18 protein-coding genes are annotated in these 18,633 nt (G+C 66.7%); 6 read left to right on the forward strand and 12 right to left on the reverse strand.

Annotation, left to right across the window (positions count from 1 at the left end; translation table 11 throughout):
* Window positions 1–251 precede the first annotated feature (251 nt).
* Window positions 252–1,718: a B12-binding domain-containing radical SAM protein gene (locus IM816_RS15425; RefSeq protein ID WP_250338758.1), complete on the forward strand. Its 1,467-nt coding sequence runs from the start codon at window positions 252–254 to the stop codon at window positions 1,716–1,718.
* Window positions 1,715–2,935, forward strand: coding sequence for a nucleotidyltransferase family protein (locus IM816_RS15430; RefSeq protein ID WP_250338759.1), 1,221 nt, complete (start codon window positions 1,715–1,717; stop codon window positions 2,933–2,935). The genes IM816_RS15425 and IM816_RS15430 overlap by 4 nt, the downstream gene beginning before the upstream one ends.
* Here the strand turns inward: IM816_RS15430 and IM816_RS15435 are convergent.
* From IM816_RS15435 to IM816_RS15490, 12 genes are all read right to left on the reverse strand, one after another.
* Window positions 2,932–4,044, reverse strand: coding sequence for a glycosyltransferase family 4 protein (locus IM816_RS15435; RefSeq protein ID WP_250338760.1), 1,113 nt, complete (start codon window positions 4,042–4,044; stop codon window positions 2,932–2,934). The two genes, IM816_RS15430 and IM816_RS15435, sit on opposite strands and share 4 nt — an antisense overlap.
* Complete coding sequence (locus IM816_RS15440) at window positions 4,041–5,153, reverse strand: glycosyltransferase family 4 protein (protein WP_250338761.1); 1,113 nt, start codon at window positions 5,151–5,153, stop codon at window positions 4,041–4,043. The genes IM816_RS15435 and IM816_RS15440 overlap by 4 nt, the downstream gene beginning before the upstream one ends.
* A gap of 8 nt (window positions 5,154–5,161) precedes the next feature.
* Window positions 5,162–6,673, reverse strand: coding sequence for a B12-binding domain-containing radical SAM protein (locus IM816_RS15445; protein ID WP_250338762.1), 1,512 nt, complete (start codon window positions 6,671–6,673; stop codon window positions 5,162–5,164).
* Window positions 6,670–7,383, reverse strand: a complete 714-nt coding sequence (locus tag IM816_RS15450) for a class I SAM-dependent methyltransferase (RefSeq protein ID WP_250338763.1) — start codon at window positions 7,381–7,383, stop codon at window positions 6,670–6,672. Before IM816_RS15450 ends, IM816_RS15445 begins: the two co-directional genes overlap by 4 nt.
* Entirely contained in the window at window positions 7,380–8,600 is a 1,221-nt protein-coding gene (locus tag IM816_RS15455; protein WP_250338764.1) for an amidohydrolase family protein, read from the reverse strand. Before IM816_RS15455 ends, IM816_RS15450 begins: the two co-directional genes overlap by 4 nt.
* 2 nt (window positions 8,601–8,602) lie before the next feature.
* Window positions 8,603–9,478 carry a class I SAM-dependent methyltransferase gene (locus IM816_RS15460; protein ID WP_250338765.1) on the reverse strand — a complete coding sequence of 292 codons (876 nt, stop codon included), beginning with the start codon at window positions 9,476–9,478 and terminating at the stop codon, window positions 8,603–8,605.
* Between the two features lie 78 nt (window positions 9,479–9,556).
* Window positions 9,557–10,396, reverse strand: a complete 840-nt coding sequence (locus IM816_RS15465; RefSeq protein ID WP_250338766.1) for a Wzz/FepE/Etk N-terminal domain-containing protein — start codon at window positions 10,394–10,396, stop codon at window positions 9,557–9,559.
* Window positions 10,369–11,547, reverse strand: coding sequence for a hypothetical protein (locus IM816_RS15470; protein ID WP_250338767.1), 1,179 nt, complete (start codon window positions 11,545–11,547; stop codon window positions 10,369–10,371). The genes IM816_RS15465 and IM816_RS15470 overlap by 28 nt, the downstream gene beginning before the upstream one ends.
* Entirely contained in the window at window positions 11,544–12,494 is a 951-nt protein-coding gene (locus IM816_RS15475) for a glycosyltransferase family 2 protein (protein WP_072322073.1), read from the reverse strand. The genes IM816_RS15470 and IM816_RS15475 overlap by 4 nt, the downstream gene beginning before the upstream one ends.
* On the reverse strand, window positions 12,491–13,747 hold the full coding sequence (locus IM816_RS15480) for an O-antigen translocase (protein ID WP_250338768.1): 1,257 nt from the start codon (window positions 13,745–13,747) through the stop codon (window positions 12,491–12,493). The genes IM816_RS15475 and IM816_RS15480 overlap by 4 nt, the downstream gene beginning before the upstream one ends.
* A complete protein-coding gene (locus IM816_RS15485) occupies window positions 13,744–14,868 on the reverse strand; it encodes a DegT/DnrJ/EryC1/StrS family aminotransferase (RefSeq protein ID WP_250338769.1) in 1,125 nt (374 codons plus the stop codon). Before IM816_RS15485 ends, IM816_RS15480 begins: the two co-directional genes overlap by 4 nt.
* Complete coding sequence (locus IM816_RS15490) at window positions 14,862–15,290, reverse strand: sugar 3,4-ketoisomerase (protein WP_250338770.1); 429 nt, start codon at window positions 15,288–15,290, stop codon at window positions 14,862–14,864. The genes IM816_RS15485 and IM816_RS15490 overlap by 7 nt, the downstream gene beginning before the upstream one ends.
* A 186-nt stretch (window positions 15,291–15,476) precedes the next feature.
* Between IM816_RS15490 and IM816_RS15495 the strand changes: the two genes are divergently transcribed.
* The 4 genes from IM816_RS15495 to IM816_RS15510 are packed head-to-tail and all read left to right on the forward strand — an operon-like array spanning window position 15,477 to window position 18,625.
* Window positions 15,477–16,055, forward strand: a complete 579-nt coding sequence (locus IM816_RS15495; RefSeq protein WP_250338771.1) for a cytochrome b — start codon at window positions 15,477–15,479, stop codon at window positions 16,053–16,055.
* Between the two features lie 31 nt (window positions 16,056–16,086).
* Entirely contained in the window at window positions 16,087–17,427 is a 1,341-nt protein-coding gene (locus IM816_RS15500; protein ID WP_250338772.1) for a cytochrome C, read from the forward strand.
* A 34-nt stretch (window positions 17,428–17,461) separates the two neighbouring features.
* The gene (locus tag IM816_RS15505; RefSeq protein ID WP_250340782.1) at window positions 17,462–17,836 is read left to right on the forward strand and encodes a c-type cytochrome; all 375 of its coding nucleotides are present in this window, start codon (window positions 17,462–17,464) and stop codon (window positions 17,834–17,836) included.
* A 21-nt stretch (window positions 17,837–17,857) separates the two neighbouring features.
* The gene (locus IM816_RS15510; RefSeq protein ID WP_250338773.1) at window positions 17,858–18,625 is read left to right on the forward strand and encodes a porin; all 768 of its coding nucleotides are present in this window, start codon (window positions 17,858–17,860) and stop codon (window positions 18,623–18,625) included.
* The last annotated feature ends 8 nt before the right edge of the window (window positions 18,626–18,633 follow it).

Here is an 18,633-nt window from a genome sequence, read left to right on the forward strand (position 1 = left end):
GAAGACGAAGACAACGAAGCAATGGTGGGAGCCACCCTGGTGGCGAAAAGCCAACGAAGCGGTGTAGCAGCGAGGCAAGCTCCCATCGCCAGCAGGCTGGCTCCCACCAGCAAGCCCTTCTCGCCGCCATCGCGGCTCCTCCAGTTTTTCAAGGCGCAAACACCCCGCAACCCCTGCCTCACCGTCCGGCACTCACGGCCATGCAGCGTCTTACCGCGCGGCATCCCGATGGTTTGTTGAGGCTTCTCCCGATGCTGAAGATCCAGGTAGGCCACTCCTATTTCGTTCGCTACGACAGGAAGCAATGGGAACGCGGCAAACCCTACCCCCCGCTCGCCACGATCCAGATCGCCGCGCTGCTGCGCCGCATGGGCCACGAACCCTCGCTGTTCGACGCCATGCTTGCCGACGGCGTCGAAGATTACGCCACGGCGCTGCACGACGCGCGACCGGACCTGGTCGTGTTCTACGAAGACAATTTCAACTTCCTCACGAAGATGTGCCTCGGCCGCATGCGCGAAGCGGCGTGCCGCATGATCGGCGAAGCGCGGGCCGCAGGCGCGCGCGTGATCGTGGCCGGGTCGGACGCCTCCGACCATCCCGAGCCCTTCCTTGCTGCCGGTGCCGATGTGGTGTTGATCGGCGAAGGCATCGCCGCACTGACCGCCCTCGTCGAACGCTTCGAGCGCGAGCCTCATGCAAATGCGCAGGCATGGGCAGACGGCTTACCGGGCGTGGCGACGATGGTGGAGGGTAAGCCCCATGTCGTGCGCATGGGGCCAGTGCCACCCGATCCGCGCGTGGTCGGCCAGCCCGCCTGGGATCTGCTCGACATCGAGCGCTATCGGACGTTCTGGCGGCAGCGCCATGGCTATTTCAGCCTCAACATGGCGGCGTCCCGCGGCTGCCCGTTCCGTTGCAACTGGTGCGCAAAACCCATCTGGGGCAATTACTACAACCAGCGCTCCGCCGAAGAAGTCGCCGCGGAGATGACCTATCTCAAGCAGGCCTTCGCACCCGACCACATCTGGATGGCCGACGACATCTTCGGCTTTCACGTCGACTGGGTGGATCGGCTCGCTACGTTGCTGCACGAAGCGAACGGCTCGGTGCCGTTCACTATCCAGACGCGTGCGGATCTCGCCAGTGAACGCATGGTCGCTGCCCTGGCAAAAGCCGGCTGCGCCGAGGCGTGGATCGGCGCGGAAAGCGGCAGCCAGCGCGTCCTCGACCGCATGACCAAGGGCACCCATGTACCCGACCTCGTCGCCGCGCGGAAGCGCCTCGGCGCAGCCGGCATCCGCGTCGGCTTCTTCATCCAGCTGGGTTATCTCGGCGAGGAACTCGACGACCTGCTCGCTACGCGCGAACTCGTCACGCGCGCCGCACCGGACGACGTCGGGGTCAGCGTGTCCTATCCCCTGCCTGGCACGAAGTTCTTCGAGGAAGTGAAGGCGCAGCTCGGTGCAAAGACGCACTGGGACGACAGCGCCGACCTCGCGATGATGTTTCGTGGCGTATACGACTCCGAGTTCTATCGGCGCTTCCGCGATCTTCTGCACGAGCAGGTGAACCTGCAACAGGGCGAACGGGACGAATGCGCCGTCGTAGCCTTGCGTGCCGGCTGGGATGCCTTGATCGCCAGCGAGCGAAGCCATCGCAGCGAGCGACCGACGCTGCCACGGCTCGCGCCGCAAAACGTGGCGTTGCCGCTGTGAGCGCGTCGTCGCTGCCGCCACTGAAACAGGTCAGGCACGGTTTGCGCCGCACGACCGAGACGCTCGCCACGGAACTCGCGCTGGCCCGGCCGGGTAACGACATGCCGGCGTGGACCGCCGTGGAATGGCAACTCGCCACCGCAGCCGCCGTCGCGCACGGCATCTCGCCCCTGCTCTGCCGCTTCTCCACCTGGCAGCACCCGGCATGGCGGCGGTTCCTGGTCGAGCAGCGCCAGCACGTGGCGCTACGGCACGAGCGCATCGCGTCGTTGCTCGCGCGCATTCACGAGGGTGCGCAAGCCCTAGGGATCCCGCTGGTAGCGCTGAAAGGCGCCGCGCTGCACGCCCTTGGGCTGTATGCGCCAGGCGATCGCCCGATGGCCGACGTCGATCTGCTCGTGGAGGATCGGCACGCCGATGCGACCGCCGCGCTGCTCGTCTCGCTCGGTTATACCGAGGCCTTCGCGCAGTGGAAGCACCGCGTGTTCAAGCCTCAGGACGGTCGTGCGGTCGCCACGTTGGGAGAACACAGCGACACGCCGATCAACATCGAGCTGCATACGCGCGTGCACGAGCGACTTCCCGTCAGCACGGTCGACATTACCGCGCAGGTCTGGCCGCACGACGCGCAACCGGGCCTCAATGCGTATCCCGGCATGGGTGCGTTGATGGCGCATCTGCTGCTGCATGCGGCGGGCAATCTCTGCGGGCGCAGCCTGCGCCTCATCCATCTCAACGACATCGCGCTATTGGCGACGCGCATGCGCCACGAGGACTGGGCCGTGCTATGGGCGGCGCAAACGCCCTGGTGGGCCTACCCGCCCTTACGCCTCGTCGCCCGCTACTACCGCGACGCCGTTCCCGCGCCCGTGCTGGCAAGGCTGCGCACGGATTGTCCCGTCGTGCTGCGCACGGCCATGCGTACACGGCGCATCACCGACGTGTCGTGCTCGAATCTCTGGCTGCATGCGTTGCCGGGAGTCGAGTGGTCGCGTACGCCGGGCGAAGCGGCACGCCTGCTCGGCCAGCGTCTGCGGCCCACGAAGGAAGCCATCGAAGAACGCGCGGACATGGTGCGTACACAGGTCTGGCTGCAAGGGCAGGACTGGGTCACCCAGGGCCATCGCCGCCGCCTGCTCACCTGGCTGACGCGCCCGATTCCACGTATGGATACCTTGTACGTCGTGCGTAAAGCCCTGGAACACGTCGCCGCTTAGCCGTGGCGCGAGCCTGCAACCCGCTCTGCATAGATCGCCAGAAAGGTGCTCGCGGTGTAATCGGCGTCTTCGGCCAGCGCGCGTCGTTGCGCCTCGGCAGCCAGACGCATGCGCAAGCCGTCGTCGTCGAGCACGCGATGGATCGCGTCTGCCAGTGCATGCACGTCACCCGGCGGTACAGCCACGGCGGCCGATGGCGACCACTCGGCGATGTGCCCGACAGCGGTGCCCACCGTAGGCACGCCCAGCACGGCCGCCTCCAACGTCACCAGCGGGCCCGCCTCGTGCAAGGACGACATCACCAGCAGGTCGGCCTCCGCAAGCAAAGGAAGCAACTCGCGCTGCGTGCGAAAGCCGAGAAAGCTCACCTGGCGTTCGATGCCCAGGTGCTGTGCCAGACGCGCCGCCTCACCGGCCAGCGTGTCCACGCCGATCATGTGCAGTTCGATCGCCATGCCGGCATGGATCAGCTTGGCCAGCGCTCGCAGCAACGTGCCCTGGTCCTTCACCTTGTTGAGGCTCGCGACGTGGATAAGGCGTGCCGGGCCGTCGCCACGCGGACGCGGGGCGCGCGGTGTCCACGCCGCCGTGTCCACACCCAATGGCATCCGCCGCGCCTCGATGCCAAGTGTGCGCAGCGCATCCAGAATAGGCCGACTGGCCGCCGTGACGACGTGGGCAAGACGCAACACGATCGCCTCGCGCAACCGTCCACGCCATGTGCGGCGGCCGCCGTACCCGATGGCATCGAGTGCTACCAGTTCGCCGCCTGCGATATGCACGAGGCTGGGGAGGCGCAACCACGTCGCAGCTGCCACGGCGATGAAGCTGCAGTGCCCGGAGAAGATCGCATGGACCAGATGAAACGGCGCCTTGCGGTGCTCGGCGATCACCGCGCCGATGGCGCGCCAGACCGTGCGACCTTCGCCAATATTGTGGATGGTGGCACCACGCAGCGGCCAGATGCCGGGCTCTTTTTCCTGATGCAGCGCGAACACATGAACCTCGTGAACGCGCGCGAGGCGCTCGATGAGCGCAAGAAACACTGGTATGACGCGCGCCTCGCCACCGCGATCCACGCCGCCCGGCAACACCATGGCGATCTTCATGCGCGATCCTCGCCCAGCAGCGACGCATAGGCAGACGCCCACTGGCGGCCCAATGCGCTGAACGAAAGCGTCGCATCGAAATGCTCGCGGACTGCGCGCCGATCGGCCGCAGTATAGGCGGCAGCGACGAGCGCCTCGCCGAACGCGGCGGCATCGCCGGGCGGCCATAGCCGGCCAACCTGACCACCCCCGGTCACCTCGCGAAAGGCGGGAATATCCGTCACCACCGGAACCGCACCGCACGCCATCGCTTCGAGCAGAGAATACCCCGCACCCTCGGCGAGGCTGGCGGACACGAAGAGGTCCGCGGAGCGCATGAATTGTTCGATCTCGGCGTGCGGCACGCGCCCCAGCAAATGCACGCGCTCCGCAAGACGTTCGTCGCCGGCGATGCGTTCACGCACCTTGTCGAGCAGCGGCGCAGTGCCGAAGGCGCACCACAGTTGCAGCCCAGGGAGGCGTTCAACGGCACGCGCCACGCCATCCAGCATCGTCAACGGGTCCTTGCCAGCGGCGAGATGACCGACCGACACGATGCAAGGATCGCCATGGAGTCCGCAGGCACCCCGCGCCGCTTCGCGGTCGCCCGGCGTGAAGCGGCTGGTGCTTTCCGCAATGGCATAGATGTGCGTGCGCCGGTCAAGAAGAGGAGCGAATGGCGCTGCTTGTGCCAGCGACGTGAACGCCACGGCGGAGGCCGCGCGATACCAGCCGCGCCACGCCAGTCGCCGCCAACCGCGCGGTGCGCCATCGGCGTGGTCCTGGATAAGGATAGGCGGCCCGGGGAGGTGCCGGCGCAACGACGAGGCATGACGGGCGAAACCAAGGCCATGCACGTGGACGAGATCGACACCGATCTCCGCCAGAGCGTGCGCCACGCGCCGCCCGAGATGGCGCGCACCGCGCATGCCGCGCGCGTCGATGAAGCGATAGTCGATGCCGTCGCGCTGGATGCGCGCATCGGCCTCGGCCATCTGCACGACGGTGACGCGCGTGCCGGCACTCGCCACGATCTCGGCGATATCGCGCAACGACGGCCACCGCGTGAGTACCTCGTCAGGTGCGAGCCCCGCGGGGGCGAGCGGAAAGTTGACCAGCGCGGTGTGCATCGCGGGGCCTAGAGCCCGGATACTTGCGGCAGCCGCAGGCGCACCAGCCGGTTGGCGAGATTCAGTTCCCACGGCTTGTCGTAGCGACGGCGGTGGTAACGCCAGGCGGCCACGGCGCTCAGGCCGCGCTTGGCCCACGGCGGCGAACGCAGGTCCTGCACGGTGGGAAAACGGCAACGCAACACCGTCACGAAATCCTGGATATGCCGACGCAGGTCATCGCTCAACCACGGCGCGTCGGCATGGCAGGCGTAATCCACCCAGTGCTTCTCCGTCCATTCTTCCGGTGTGGTGGGAAACACCACCGGATCGCCCTGCAGGTCGCGCAGGGGCGTGGACGGTCGCTTGCCGCGATCCTTCTCGTGCCGGCTGCTCTCGGGCAGCGGCGTGTAGATGTAGACGATGATTTCCGACTGCGGATTGATCTTCTTCAGTTCACGGATGAACTCGAAGGTCTGCAGCGTTTCCGCTTCCGTGTTCTCGGGCGGCGCGACCATGAACGACAGCTCGGGAATCACGCCATGGCGACGGCACAGCTCGGCCACCTCCAGCGTCTGGTCGGGGCGCGTACCCTTGCGGATTTCCTTCAGCATGGCACCGCTCGGCGACTCCGCGCCGATGTACGCCATGCGCAGACGGCTCTTGCGCACCAGTTTCCAGGAACTCTCCGATAGCTTGAGCAGCGCGTCGGAGCGCGCATAGCACCACCACGGCAGTTCCAGCTTCGCCATCACTTCCAGCAGCGGCACCATGTCTTCCTCGCGATCGAAGAAGTTGTGGTCGAAGAACTGGATGGAATCCGCGCCTAGCGTGTGTTTCAGATAACCCAAGTCGCGTTCGAGACGTGCCACGGTCGGCAGGGCCGTCGTGCCGCCGAACATCGCCGCCACACCGCAGAACGTGCAGCGGAAACGGCAGCCGATGGCCGCCTGATGGGCCGCCGTGCGTCGTCCAAGGAACGTGGGCGCCAGATAACGGCGCGGGTCGCCCAGCTTGTCGTAAGGCAGCACGATGCCGCTATCGCCCAGCGAGAAACGCCTGTTGGGGTTGTGGACCACGGCGCCGTCGCGCTTCCACGACAGCCCGCCGATGCGCGAGAGATCCGTCTCGCCGCGGCCGAGCGCAGCCAGCAACTCCGGCAGGCTTTCCTCACCCTGCCCGCGAATGGCGTAGTCGACATACGGCGCGGACAGCGCAGTATCCGTGTAAAGGGTCGGAAAGTACCCGCCCCACACGATCGGAAGATGCGGGTGGCGTTCGCGTATGGCGTTCGACACCTCGATCGACGGCGCCATCTGCGGCCCGCCCATCACGCTGATGCCGACCGCGTCGAAGCGACGCTCGTCGAGCGCACGCAGCGTCGCGGCGACGATGTCGCGATCCACATTGCCATCCACGATCTGGCTCGTGCCCGTGCGATCGAGCGCCGCCGAAAGATGCAGCAACGACAGTGGGAAACGCGCGCTGGCGCGCGAGGTGATGGTCGGATTGACCAGCAAGGTGTTCGGGGAATGCATCATGGGAGACCCGCGGGAGAAGCACCGCCGATGCGGCGCAGACGGAAGACCAGCGCCACCGGCACATGCAGCGCGCTGGCGTCGAAGCGCGCTCCGTCGGGAATATCGGCGGGATCGAGCATCGGCTCGACCACTCGCTCGATCGCGAGACCGAGACGCGCGCAGGCCGCATGCCAGTGGCTGTAGAGATGGGGCGTGTGACGCGCCGCGTAACGGCGACCGCCTGCCTTGAAGTCGCGTAGCCAGCCCAACGCATGGCCGGTGGGATGCACATCGCTGCACAGGATCGTGCCGCCGAGCTTTGTCACGCGACACAGCTCGCCGAGCGCCGGTTCGAGGTGCTCCAGATGCCCGATCGTCAGCCCGCAAAGCGTCAGGTCGGCTACGTCATTCGTCAGCGGCAACGCGTCGAGGCTGCCCTGCATCAGGCCGACGTGCGCTGCATGGCCGAGCGTCTCGGTGGCGCGCGCCAGCATCGCGTCCGAGAGATCCACGCCCAGGACCTGCGCGGCACAGCGTGCGATGGCGTGGCGCATGTATCGACCGCTGCCGCAGCCGGCATCCAGGATCGACAGGCCATGCAGGTTCGCCGGAAGCAGGGCGAGCATGGCGCGTTCCTCGGCCTGCATCACCGGATTGTGTGCATGCGCCGGATAGTCGGCCGCCCACAGCGCATACGCCTCGGCGGGCGCCAGGATGGGCACACTGTTCATGCGACACGCTCTGCGGGGTGTTTCGTATGTGCGTCGCCGACCGCGATGAGCCCTGGCTCCATCGCCAGGAGCGCCGGATCGGCGAGATCGCTTGCAAGCAGCTTCGTCGTGCCATCGAGCGTGACCGTCACGGTGTCGATGCCCGCCGCGGCGAACCAGTCGGCGAAGTCGGGATCTGCGATCCGTGGTACGCCGTTGCGGATCACGGCGCGCAGCTCGGCACGTGAATGACGGACGAGGTTGGCGGCGGCATCGCCACCGCGGTCGCGCACGATGACGAGATCCGCGACGTTGTCGGCGGCGAGCGAACCGCGATCGGCCAGACGAAGGATGCGTGCCGCGGATGAGGTCGCCAGGGCAAGCAGGCGCGCCGCATCCAGATCACGGCGTTGCCAAGCCAGGCGCAACTCTTCCAACAGGTCGCGCTCGCCGCTGAGGCGCGAGTCGCTTCCCACGGCAAGGCGTCCGGCGGCATGCAGTCGGCGAGGATCGAGCGAGCGCCCCAGCAGACGACGATTGCTGCCCGGACACCAGACAACGGCAGCACCGACCGCAAGCACGCGCTCGATGTCCCGCTCGCGAAGGCCAACGCCATGCACGAGCACGCTGTTGGCAGCGAGGCAGCCGCGCCGGTCCAGTTCGCTCAGTTCCGCTGCGGCGATCGCGTCGGTGCCTTCGGCCAGATGGATCATCCATGGGCGATCCGCTGGCGTCGCGGCGAAGGCCTGCTCGACGGGCGGACCATAATCCGGCCCGTTCAATGTGTAGCTCCAGCCATGCCCGCGCAGCAGAGTGACCGGAAAGTCCGCCGCATCGAGCGCGGGATGCCACGGATCGTGGTGCGCCACGAAGGTGGCTCCGGCGACCAGGTTCTTCAAGGCGCCGTGCCGCAGACGCTGCGCTTTCGGCACGGCCAGCGCTTCCACGACTGCCGGCTCTGCGAAGTGCGCCTGAAAAGCATCGATCCACGCATAGGCATTGGAGAACGTGCGCTCGCCAGGCAGCGGCGGCACGTTGTTCACCTGAAGATGCTCGTGCGCGTTGATGAGCCCAGGGAAAACCAGGTGATCACGCAGGTCCAAGCGGAAATCGTGGGTCGTGCCCTGTGCGGCGATCGTTCCGCCGCGCAGATGCAGTGGCGCGCACTGCCGTCCACCGCCTTCGACCAGGGTGACGCCATCGAGCGTCACGGCCATGCTGGCATCGTCGCCGCGCATGCTCAGCGCCGATGCATCACGATGAGAAAGTGGTCGCCCATGTCGCGCAGGCCGGGAAGACCGCCAAATCGGTCGTCGAGCCGGCCAAGGCGCTCATAGCGCGCCGGTCGCCGACGGTAGCGATCGACCATGTACGGCGGCGGAAGGAACAGGCTCAACGCACGATAGCTTCCCAGCGTGAAGTGCGACTCGAACGCGGCGTAGAACTCGCGCGGCAGGTAGTACCAGGTCCAGATCGTATGGCCGTTCATGCCCACCGACTGCACGCCCCGTCCGAAGCGCACACCCGCGCGACCGAAGCGGCGACGCAGCGCGTAGTGCGCCACTTCCCACGGGCAGATCCGCCCCATCACCGAGAACACGAGCGTACCGCCCGGGCGCAGGAGCCGCGCGCACTCCTGCGCGACCGCACCCAGGTCCGGCGCGCAGTTGAGCGGCCCGAAGTTGGAATAGATGCCGTCGAAGCGACCGCCGAGCAGGTGCAACTGCTGCACGCCGAGGTGGACGGCGCTTAGCCGGGACGTCAGCCTCGCAGCGACGGCACGGTCACGGGTGCGCTCGACCATCTCCGGGGACCAGTCGCTTGCCACCACGTGGTAGCCGCGCTGGGCGAACTCCGCCGCGTCGAGACCCGTGCCGCAGCCCAGGTCCAGCAGCCGCGAGCCCACCGGCAGTTCGCGCGCGACCGTCTGCCAGAGCGTGCCGCGCATGCGCTGGATCAGCTCGTTGTTGCCGCGAGGACCGTCGTAGTCGGCCGCCACGCTGTCGAAAGCGCGCTGCGTGTCGAGCAGACGCGCTTCGTCGAATGCCGGCGGCGTATCCGGCGACGTCGTGTGCTGGCGTCGCGCCAGCGGATCAATCTGCATTTGCCCGTTCATGTCGTCTCCATGGCCGTTGCGCCGACGGCGCGTGACCGGCACACACCGTAGGTGTCGCGGAACGGCCATTCGGTTGAATCACGCCGCGTGAAGCATCGCCGCGGCACGTCGCGGGCGACTGCGCAGGGCGTGCCGCGCCACAGCCGCCAGCGAGGCCAGAAACAGCGCGGCCAGCCCACCCAGGCCAGCGGTCAGCGCCGTGTTCGGAAAGACGCGGTCGTCCGGCACGCTGACCGGCCACGGCATCGAGGTCTCGAAGGTGTAGTTCGGCAGGAGCCGGTTCGCCAGGTCGCTGCGGATCTGCTCCAACGCGCGGATGTCCTCGTTGCGGCTCGCCAGGGCCACGCCGGCAAGCGCCGCCTCGGCACCATTGCCCTTGGCTTCGTGCGACAGGCGCTCGCGGTCGGCCTGGGCCTCGCCAAGATCGCGATCCAGTTCGACCATCCGCTCGCGCGCAAGCGCCATCGGCACGGCACCGATCCGTGCATGCAGGCCGTGCAAGGTATCTGCCGTCGCCGACGCAAGCTGCTTCGCGTCCTCGGCGCTGTAAGCGCGCAGCCGGACCTTCATCAGGTTGGCGTACGGCATCGGCTCTACCTTCATGCTGCGCCGGTAGAGCACGGCTTCCGGCGCGTCCAGCGGCACGCCGACGCGCCTCAGCACCTCGTCGCGGAAGGTGCGGGTATCCAGCCGCTCGAGTGCACGCGAGAACGCCTCGATCTTCGGGTCCTGCCCGGAGGGCGCTGCGCCGACCTGGCCGACCTGGATCCACGCCGTCGCTTCCCACTGGCTGCGCGCGGTGTGCAACCAGGCGAATGTAACAAGCAACACCAGCGCCGCCACGCCGACAAACCAGCGCCATTCGTGGGTGACGATGCGCCACATGTCGATCAGGTAGATTTCGTCGTCGTTGGCCATGCGGGTAACTCGTCGGGTACAGGGGAAGGGACCGGCGTGTCGCGCCGGTTCGGCAGCAGGCCGGCCAGCAGTTGCAGTAGAAGACACAGGCCGAGGAAGCCCACGTTCATTGCAATGAAGATCTGCGGGGCGAAGGGCGACATCACCGAGACGTAGGCGATGCGCAGGAACATCAGCAGCCCGAAGAGCGACACGCGCGGATGCAGGCGCCGTACGCACCAGAGGAGCAAGGCATAGGCCGCCACCATAGACATCAGCGCGCCGGCCGCGCCCCAGGCCATCAGGAACGGCAGGTATTCCGTGCCGACGTTGATGTTCGGCGCGTCGAGCGGGATGTCCGTCTGACCCGTGAGCAGCGGACCGCTGCCGGGGATCAACTGGTGCATGAGAAAGGCGCTGTTCGTGTAGTGCTTGGCGAGCATGGCGCCGAAGTTGTACGGCCCCGCGCTCACGTACAGCAGCAGCCACTTCACCCCTTGCGGCGCCGCGCGGTAAAGATCGCCGAATGGCAGGGTCACGTTTTCGATGGAACCCGAGCGCAAGGTGCCCAGTACGGAGAACACCACGCAACCGAGCACGCCGAGCGCCGTGATGGCCTTCCACGGCAGCGGTTTGGCGACGTCGCGACGGAAGGCAAGCACGAAGGCGATGGAAAACAATCCAGCGAAGATCCGGTTGCGATCCACCACCAGCACCGGAAAGATCAGCCCGAACGCGATCAGCAGATGCCGCGGCAGCGGTTGCCGCACGCACAGCAGGCCGATGACCGGCAGCGTCCAGCACATATCCGAGATGTGCCGAAGATGTTCCCTGCCCGGCTCCAGCGTCGCGTACGACGAGGGATCGACGATCAGCGGAATGGGGTAAAGCGCCAGGTCCAGCAGGCAGAACACGATCACGACTGCGGCGAACGCCAGCGCCACGAAGCCCTCGCGGGTACCGGCATAGCGCCGTTCGCGGAAGCGCTCCGGCGCAGGCAGGCACGGCCCCAGCACGACGTCCACGGCCAGGATCGCAGCGGCCGCCATCACGAGCAGCAGGATGCCCTGCCCGTAACCGGGCGGCAGGTCATACGTGAGCAGTGTGACGCCACTGGCCAGCAGGAGCGGCAGGCACAGATAGGTCGATGGCAGGCGAAGCCATCCGTTCATGCCTGCCCCACCCGCGGTCGGGCATGCATGGGCCGCATCTTCGCGAGCACGAGCAGCGCGAGATAGGCCGCCATGTGGACGGCGACACGGCCGGCCCGTCCCTGCAGATAGGCGATCTTCGCGCCGATGCGGCAGGCTTCGGCGCGGAGCAGCGTGCGCTCCGGCTCCGCGAACATGCACACGCGACGCAAGGCCACTTCCCGCGCCTCGGTCAGGTTGACGATGCGCGTAGCGGCGTGGCGCGTCTTGCTGAAGTTCGCCCCGTGCAGGCGGTACGCGCACACCTTGACGTCGATGAAGCCGATCGCGTCGCGTGCCGCCAGGCGCAGGAACAGGTCCCAGTCGTCGATGCGCAAGCCTTCGGTCCATCGCGCCACGGTTTCCAGCGCGTCCTTCCGCAGCATCGTCACCGGGCCGCCGACGGCCCAATGGCTGATCACGGCGCGCCGGATGCCCTGGTCCGATCGATACAGCCGCTTGTCCGCGCCGTGCAGGTCGCACATGCCGCTGTCGAGCAGCTTCGCACCGTCGCGGTCGACGACGATGCAATCGCCGATGGCCGCGCCTTTCGCTGGATGGTCGAGCAGGTACTGGACCAACGCTTCGGAGCCGCCCGGCAGCAGGTAATCGTCGCTGGCACCGATGCGCAGGAATTCGCCATGCGCTCGAGCGGCAAGTTCGTTGAGTGTCGCCGCGATGCCCTTGTTCTCGCGGCTGACGTATTCCACCGCGATCTCGTGCCGGTGCTGAGTCAGCCACTCCTCGATGCGCTGCGCCGTACGATCCGTGGACCCGTCGTCGATGATGACGATCTCCTTCGCCGGATACGGGTCGTCGAGGATGCTGTCGAGACAGCGCTGCACATAGGCCTCGTGGTTGTAGGCAGGCACGAGCACGGAGACCAGCGGCATCGTTGCGGGGAGGACGGTGGAAGCGGGCCCATTCATGTCGGCAGTGCTCCCAGGTAGCGCCGTGCCACCGCGAGATTGAACAGGAAATAGCAGGCGTAGTTCGTAGCGAATGCATACATCGCGCCGACCACGCCGAAGTGCGCGGCAAACACGACGACCAGAACGAAGTAGCTCGCGGCGAACACCAGTTCGGACACGATGAACAGCCGGGTCATGGCCTTGGCGAGCATCAGGTAGGCCAGCACGAACGAGGCGATCTTCAACACGTCACCGACGAGCTGCGGTGCGTAGAGCGCATCGGCGGCGGAGAAGTCGGCACTGAACAGCACGCGCGTGACCACGTCGCGCAACAGGTAGACGAGGGCCGCCGCGATGGCTGCCGCTGGAAGCAGGAATCGGTAGGCCTGGCGGAACTCGGCAAGCAAGGTCGCCCTGCCCCGCGTTGCCGCGAGTCGCGGCAGGTAATGAATGTTGATGGCAGTAATCAGGAACAGGAGGTACGCGTCGGATACCCGCGTCACCGCCTGCCAATACCCGACCTGCTCCCAGCCGAAGCGAGCGGCAAGGTGATCGCGCACCGCGATGTTTACCAGCGGCGGCACCAGTGCCGAGGTTAAGGTCATGGTGGAGAATGCCGCCAGACGCGCGGTCATCTCGCGATCGAAGCGCAGGCGCAGCATGCCGCGACGGAAGTACGGGCTCCGCCACCACGCCGGGATGCCGACGAGCAACCAGAGCGCCTGGCCCAGCACGAGGGAGAGCAGCGCACCGTATAGATGTAACCAGCGAGAAAGGCCGATCGACACGAGCATCGCCAGTGCCGAGCCCGCCACCTGGATGATCGCCAGCCGTCGCGCATCCATGAAGCCGTTGATCACCGCGAGCACGTAGTTGACGACCGCGATCCCGACCTGCGCCACCGCGAGCACGCGGATCAGGCTCGCATAGGCTTCGTCGCCCAGTAGCCATCCGGCGATCTGTCGGCTGAAACACCACGTCGCCAGGCCCATGACACACGACGCCGCGAGCGCATACCAGAGTGCGGCACCCAGCAGCCGGGCGAGTCGCGGCGCATCGTCACGATATTCAGCGACGTACTTCACCACCGCCGAACCGATGCCGCCGCCTGCGAATACCGCGAGCAGGGACATCAGGCTGGCGAACTGACCGAGACGACCCACGCCTTCGGGGCCGGCGAAGAGGGCCACCAGCTTGACGACCACGAGCGCCGCCAACAGGCGCGCGGCGGTACCCGCCGCAGCATACGCTCCGCTCCGCGCGAAACTCATGGCGCACCGAAACGCAGGCAGGCATCCACCACACGGGCCACCCGCTCGTCATCCAGATAAGGTGCCATGGGCAGACTGAGCACCTCGGCATGGAGGCGCTCGGTAATCGGCAGCGCCAGATGACGCAACGTGCGATACGCCTGCTGACGATGCGGAGGGATCGGGTAGTGCACCAGCGTGCCCACACCCTCTGCGAGCAGGTGCTCGCGCAGGGCATCACGTTGCGCGCTGCGCACAACGAACAGGTGCCATACGTGGGTGGCCTCGTCGCCTGCATCCGGCAGCTGTATCGACGAATGGACGATGGCCGCGCGGTAGCGGGCGGCGATCCGTCGGCGCGCTGCGTTGGCAGCGTCCAGATGGCGCAGCTTCACGCGCAGCATGGCCGCCTGCAACTCGTCGAGGCGCGAGTTCACGCCTTCCTGTGCGTGCCGGTATTTCTCCGTCGAACCGTAGTTGCGCAGGGCTAGCACGGTGCTCGCGAGCACGTCGTCGTCCGTTACTACCGCACCGGCATCGCCCAGCGCGCCGAGGTTCTTGCCCGGATAGAAACTGAAGCCCGCGGCATCGCCGAACGATCCCGCCTTGCGGCCATCGAGCGCCGCGCCGTGTGCCTGTGCCGCATCCTCGACCAGCAACAGGTTATGGCGGCGAGCGATCGCAGCGATTGCCGGCATGTCGGCGAGGCGTCCGTACAGATGCACGGCCATGATCGCGCGCGTTCGCGGGCCGATCGCGGCTTCGATGCGCGACGGGTCGAGATTGAACGTGACCTCGTCGGGTTCCACCGGCACCGGCACCAGCCGGTTGGCGCTAATGGCGAGAAAGCTGGCGATGAAGGTGTTCGCCGGAACGATCACCTCGTCGCCCTCGTCCAGCGCGCCAAGCTCGATATAGGCGCGAAGGATCAGCGTGAGCGCATCCAGGCCGTTCCCTACCCCGATCGCGTGGCGAACACCGCACCACGCCGCAAATTCGCTTTCGAACGCCTCCAACTCGTCGCCCATGATGTAGCGGCCGGAATCGATGACCCGCGCCGCGGCTACCTTCAGTTCGTCGGCATGCGGGGCGTTGGCTTCCGCCAAGTCGAGAAACGGCACCGGTACGAGCGTGCTCACCATGCCAGCGTGCCCTCGACGCGGGGGACGCCGCGCACCTCGCGCAGGAACTCGTCGTAATCGGTGATGTAGTCGGCCGGGTCATAGAGCTGGTCCGCCAACACCATCAGCACGCAGTCGTCGCTGAACGCGTAGAGATCGCGCCAGACCATGCTGCCGAGAAGCAGACCCTGCGCCGGATCGTCGAGCGTGACCTCGGTCGGGCCGGAACCGTCATCGAGCAGAAACGTGACGCTACCGCGCACGGCGACCGCGAGCTGGTTCAGCCGGCGATGTGCGTGCATACCGCGATGCACGTCACGGCTTGTCGCGAAAAGGTAATAGACACGCCGGATCGGAAACGGCACGTTCCTTTCCTGCTCCAGCGACACGAGCATGCCGCGGCTGTCGCCGTGCGTCTGCAGAGGTATCGGTTCGATGTGCATGGTGTGGCGCCCGACTGTGCCCGTTACGGCGGGTTCGCGATTGAGTGCCGCAAGCAGCCGACAAAGGTTGCTTCGCCGCCACACAACCTTTTTCGCCACGGGCGGCACACAACCGGACACGGCCGTCGCCTCCCAGGGAGGCAGGCGGCACGGGGACTCACGCACGGGTACGACGAGGGTGGACGCATGGCGGTGGAGAACGACGAGGCGGTACAGACCCGCCCGCGCAAGCTGGTGGTCCTGCATTGGCTGACCGCCTTGTGCGTGGTGCTCGCCGCAGCCCTCATCCTGCTGCGCGACGAACTCGATGGACGCGCGCTGCGGCAATGGCTGCTGGAAGGCCATCGGCACTTCGGCCTGCTCGTGCTGCTGCTCTTCGCCGCACGCATCGCGCTGCGCGTACGCCATCGCCAGCTAGCGCCCGGCGGGCGGCATTCGCGCGTCGTGCGCGTGATGGCGGGACTGACCCATGTCGCGCTCTACGCCTTGCTGCTCGCCCAGCCCCTGCTCGGATGGGCGATGTCGAGCGCGGCTGGCACGCCCGTACATTTCTTCGGCCTCACGCTGCCGCCACTGGTCGGCGAGGACGAAGACCTCGCCGACACCTTGCAGATGTGGCACGTGAACGCCGCCTGGGCGCTGCTGGTGCTGGTAAGCCTGCATGTGGCCGCCGCGCTCTGGCATCACCTCGTGCTGCGCGACCACACGCTCCGAATGATGTTGCCGCGGCGGCGCGACCGAAACGACGCCGCACCACCCCGTTGAGTACGACCGACAAAGGAAGAAGGAGTCCCCCATGCTGCCGCTAACGAACCGCCGCGCGACGCGAAGGCCACCGACGTTGTTTCTCCTTGGCAGCCTCGCCCTGCTTCTGTTGCTCGCCAGCACGGCGGTGCAGGCGATTCCCGCCTACGCGCGACAGACCGGCGCGGCATGCGCAGACTGCCATGCCGGCTCATACGGACCTGCACTGACCCCGTACGGCATGCGCTTCAAGCTGGGCGGCTACACCGATACCGACGGCCAGGGCACGAAGATTCCTCTGTCGATGCAGCTTACCGAGACCCACAACGCGCCCGCGCGCGGCGACAGCACCACGCAACTGACCGAGGGCGACCTCTATCTCGCCGGGCGCCTGACCGACCAGGTCGGCGGTTTCGTGAAGATCGAAGCCGATCACAGCGGCCACAACACCTACAACACGAAGCTGAGCAATCTCGATCTGCGCTTCGTCGCCAAGGAGCTGAAGCTCGTCGGCAAGGAACTGCTGCTGGGCGTGAGCGTAAACAACAGCCCGGGATTCAACGATCCCATTGGCGCCCTGCCCTCCGCGAGTTTCCTCGGCCCGGCCGGCGTCACCGGCTCGCTGCTCAACCCATCGAGCCCCAATTCGCTCGCCAATCGCGTCATCGGCGCAAGCGTGTACGCGCTGTACGACTCGAACTGGTACGGCGAACTGGGCAGCTACCGTTCGCTGCCGACCTCGCAGCAGGACCACCTCGGTTACAACATCAATGGCGATCCGGGCCGCCTGAGCGATACGGGCTATGCGCGCTTTGCCTACATGAAGGACATGAAGCGTCAGTTCTTCTCCGCTGGCGTGGTCGCGCTGACGACCCGGCGACAACTGCCACGCTCCGGCCCGACCGACGACCTGACCGACCTCGGCTACGACCTGACCTATCAGTACCTCGGCAACCGCGCGCACATCGTCCAGCTTGCTTACGTCAACATCCTGGAGAAACGCGACTACGGCAGCGCGCCGATCGTCGGCGGCATCGCCGCGCGCGACCGCGGCAACGTACACGACCAGACCATGAGCGTGACCTACACGTTCAAGCAGAGCTACGGTGTCACGCTGACCCACTTCAAGAGCACGGGTTCACGCGATCCGGTGCGCTACGGGCCGTCGGGCGATCCGGACACCACCACCAACCTCATCAGCGTGTATTGGACGCCGTTCGGCAAGGACAACTCGTACACCTCCATCGCGAACCTCAAGCTTGCCGCCACGTGGTTCCGCTTCACCCGCTTCAACGGACGCGAGAACGACATCTTCTTCGCCCCGGTGGGCGCACGGCGTACCGATGCCGGCGACCTCAATGCGTTCTCCGTCTCCGCAAGCATCGCCTTCTAGCCCGAAAAGGAAGCCTTCCGTGTCGAAGTTGAACATGAGCCATGGCCTCCGCCTTGCGGCGATGGTCACCCTGGTCGCCGCATGGGCCCCCGCCCATGCCGGTGACGCCAAGGCCGGTGCCGACGTCTTCAAGTCCGAGTGCGCCGAGTGCCACGCCGTGAAAGAAGGACGCAACAAGAAAGGCCCAAGCTTGTTCGGTATCGTGGGGCGGCCATCGGCAAGCGTGACGGACTACGCCTATTCCGATGCCCTGAAGAGCCGGCAGTGGACATGGACGCCCGAACAGTTGCATACCTATCTCTCGCAGCCCGCGAAGACGGCGAATCCTGGCACAAAAATGAAATATGACGGCCTCACCGACGCCAAGCAGTTGGACGATCTGATCTCCTATCTCCAAACGCTGCACTGACGGCGACCGGATCGGAGACTCATGCAGCGCGCCGCCCCGCGTTCCGGGCGAAGCACACGCGTGGCCTCGCGCGTGTGTTTGGTCGTGCTCGCGGGGGCGTCGCTCAGCGTGCCCGGCGAATGCGCCGCGGTGCCGTTCGCTCCGGTGGATTCGATCAGTGTCGGCGGCACGGTTGCGCTGGATTCCCAGTTGGTGGACCGCGGCATGGCCATCACCGAGCCCGGGCCGATCCTGCAGGGCGCGCTCCATGTCAGCACGCCAAGCGGCTGGTCGGCCGGGCTATCGACCAGCGTGCAATCACGCAGCCCCGGGGGAGTCGTCGGCGTCATCGGCCAGATCGCCCGTTCGTGGGTGCTTTCGGGCAACTGGCAGATGCAGTCGAGCCTCAGCTACTACCGCTACCCGGGCCACGGACAGGCAAGAACCTACGACCGCTCGGAACTGGGCGTCAGTTGGATCTACCGCGACGTCCTCACCCTCGGCGTGTCCGGAACTCATCTGGACCGCTACGGCGGACAGCGTCCGCGCGGCGCCGCCGACCTCGGCCTGCGCTGGCCCCTTGCCTACGGTTTTGCCGCCAGCGCGAGCCTCGGCGTGGCCCAGGAACTGCTGCCGCCGCGCGGTAAGGGCTACGAGCGCAGGAACCACTACTATTACGGGCACCTCGGCATGAGCTGGGACCACGGGCCCTGGCGCGTCGAGCTGGCGCACATGGTCAGCCACCGCGACCGCCTGTACTTCCAGCCCGATATCTCGCCCTGGATCGCGACCGTGTCATGGACGTTCTAGGCAACCGC

This window comes from Luteibacter flocculans (assembly GCF_023612255.1).
Taxonomy (GTDB): domain Bacteria; phylum Pseudomonadota; class Gammaproteobacteria; order Xanthomonadales; family Rhodanobacteraceae; genus Luteibacter; species Luteibacter flocculans.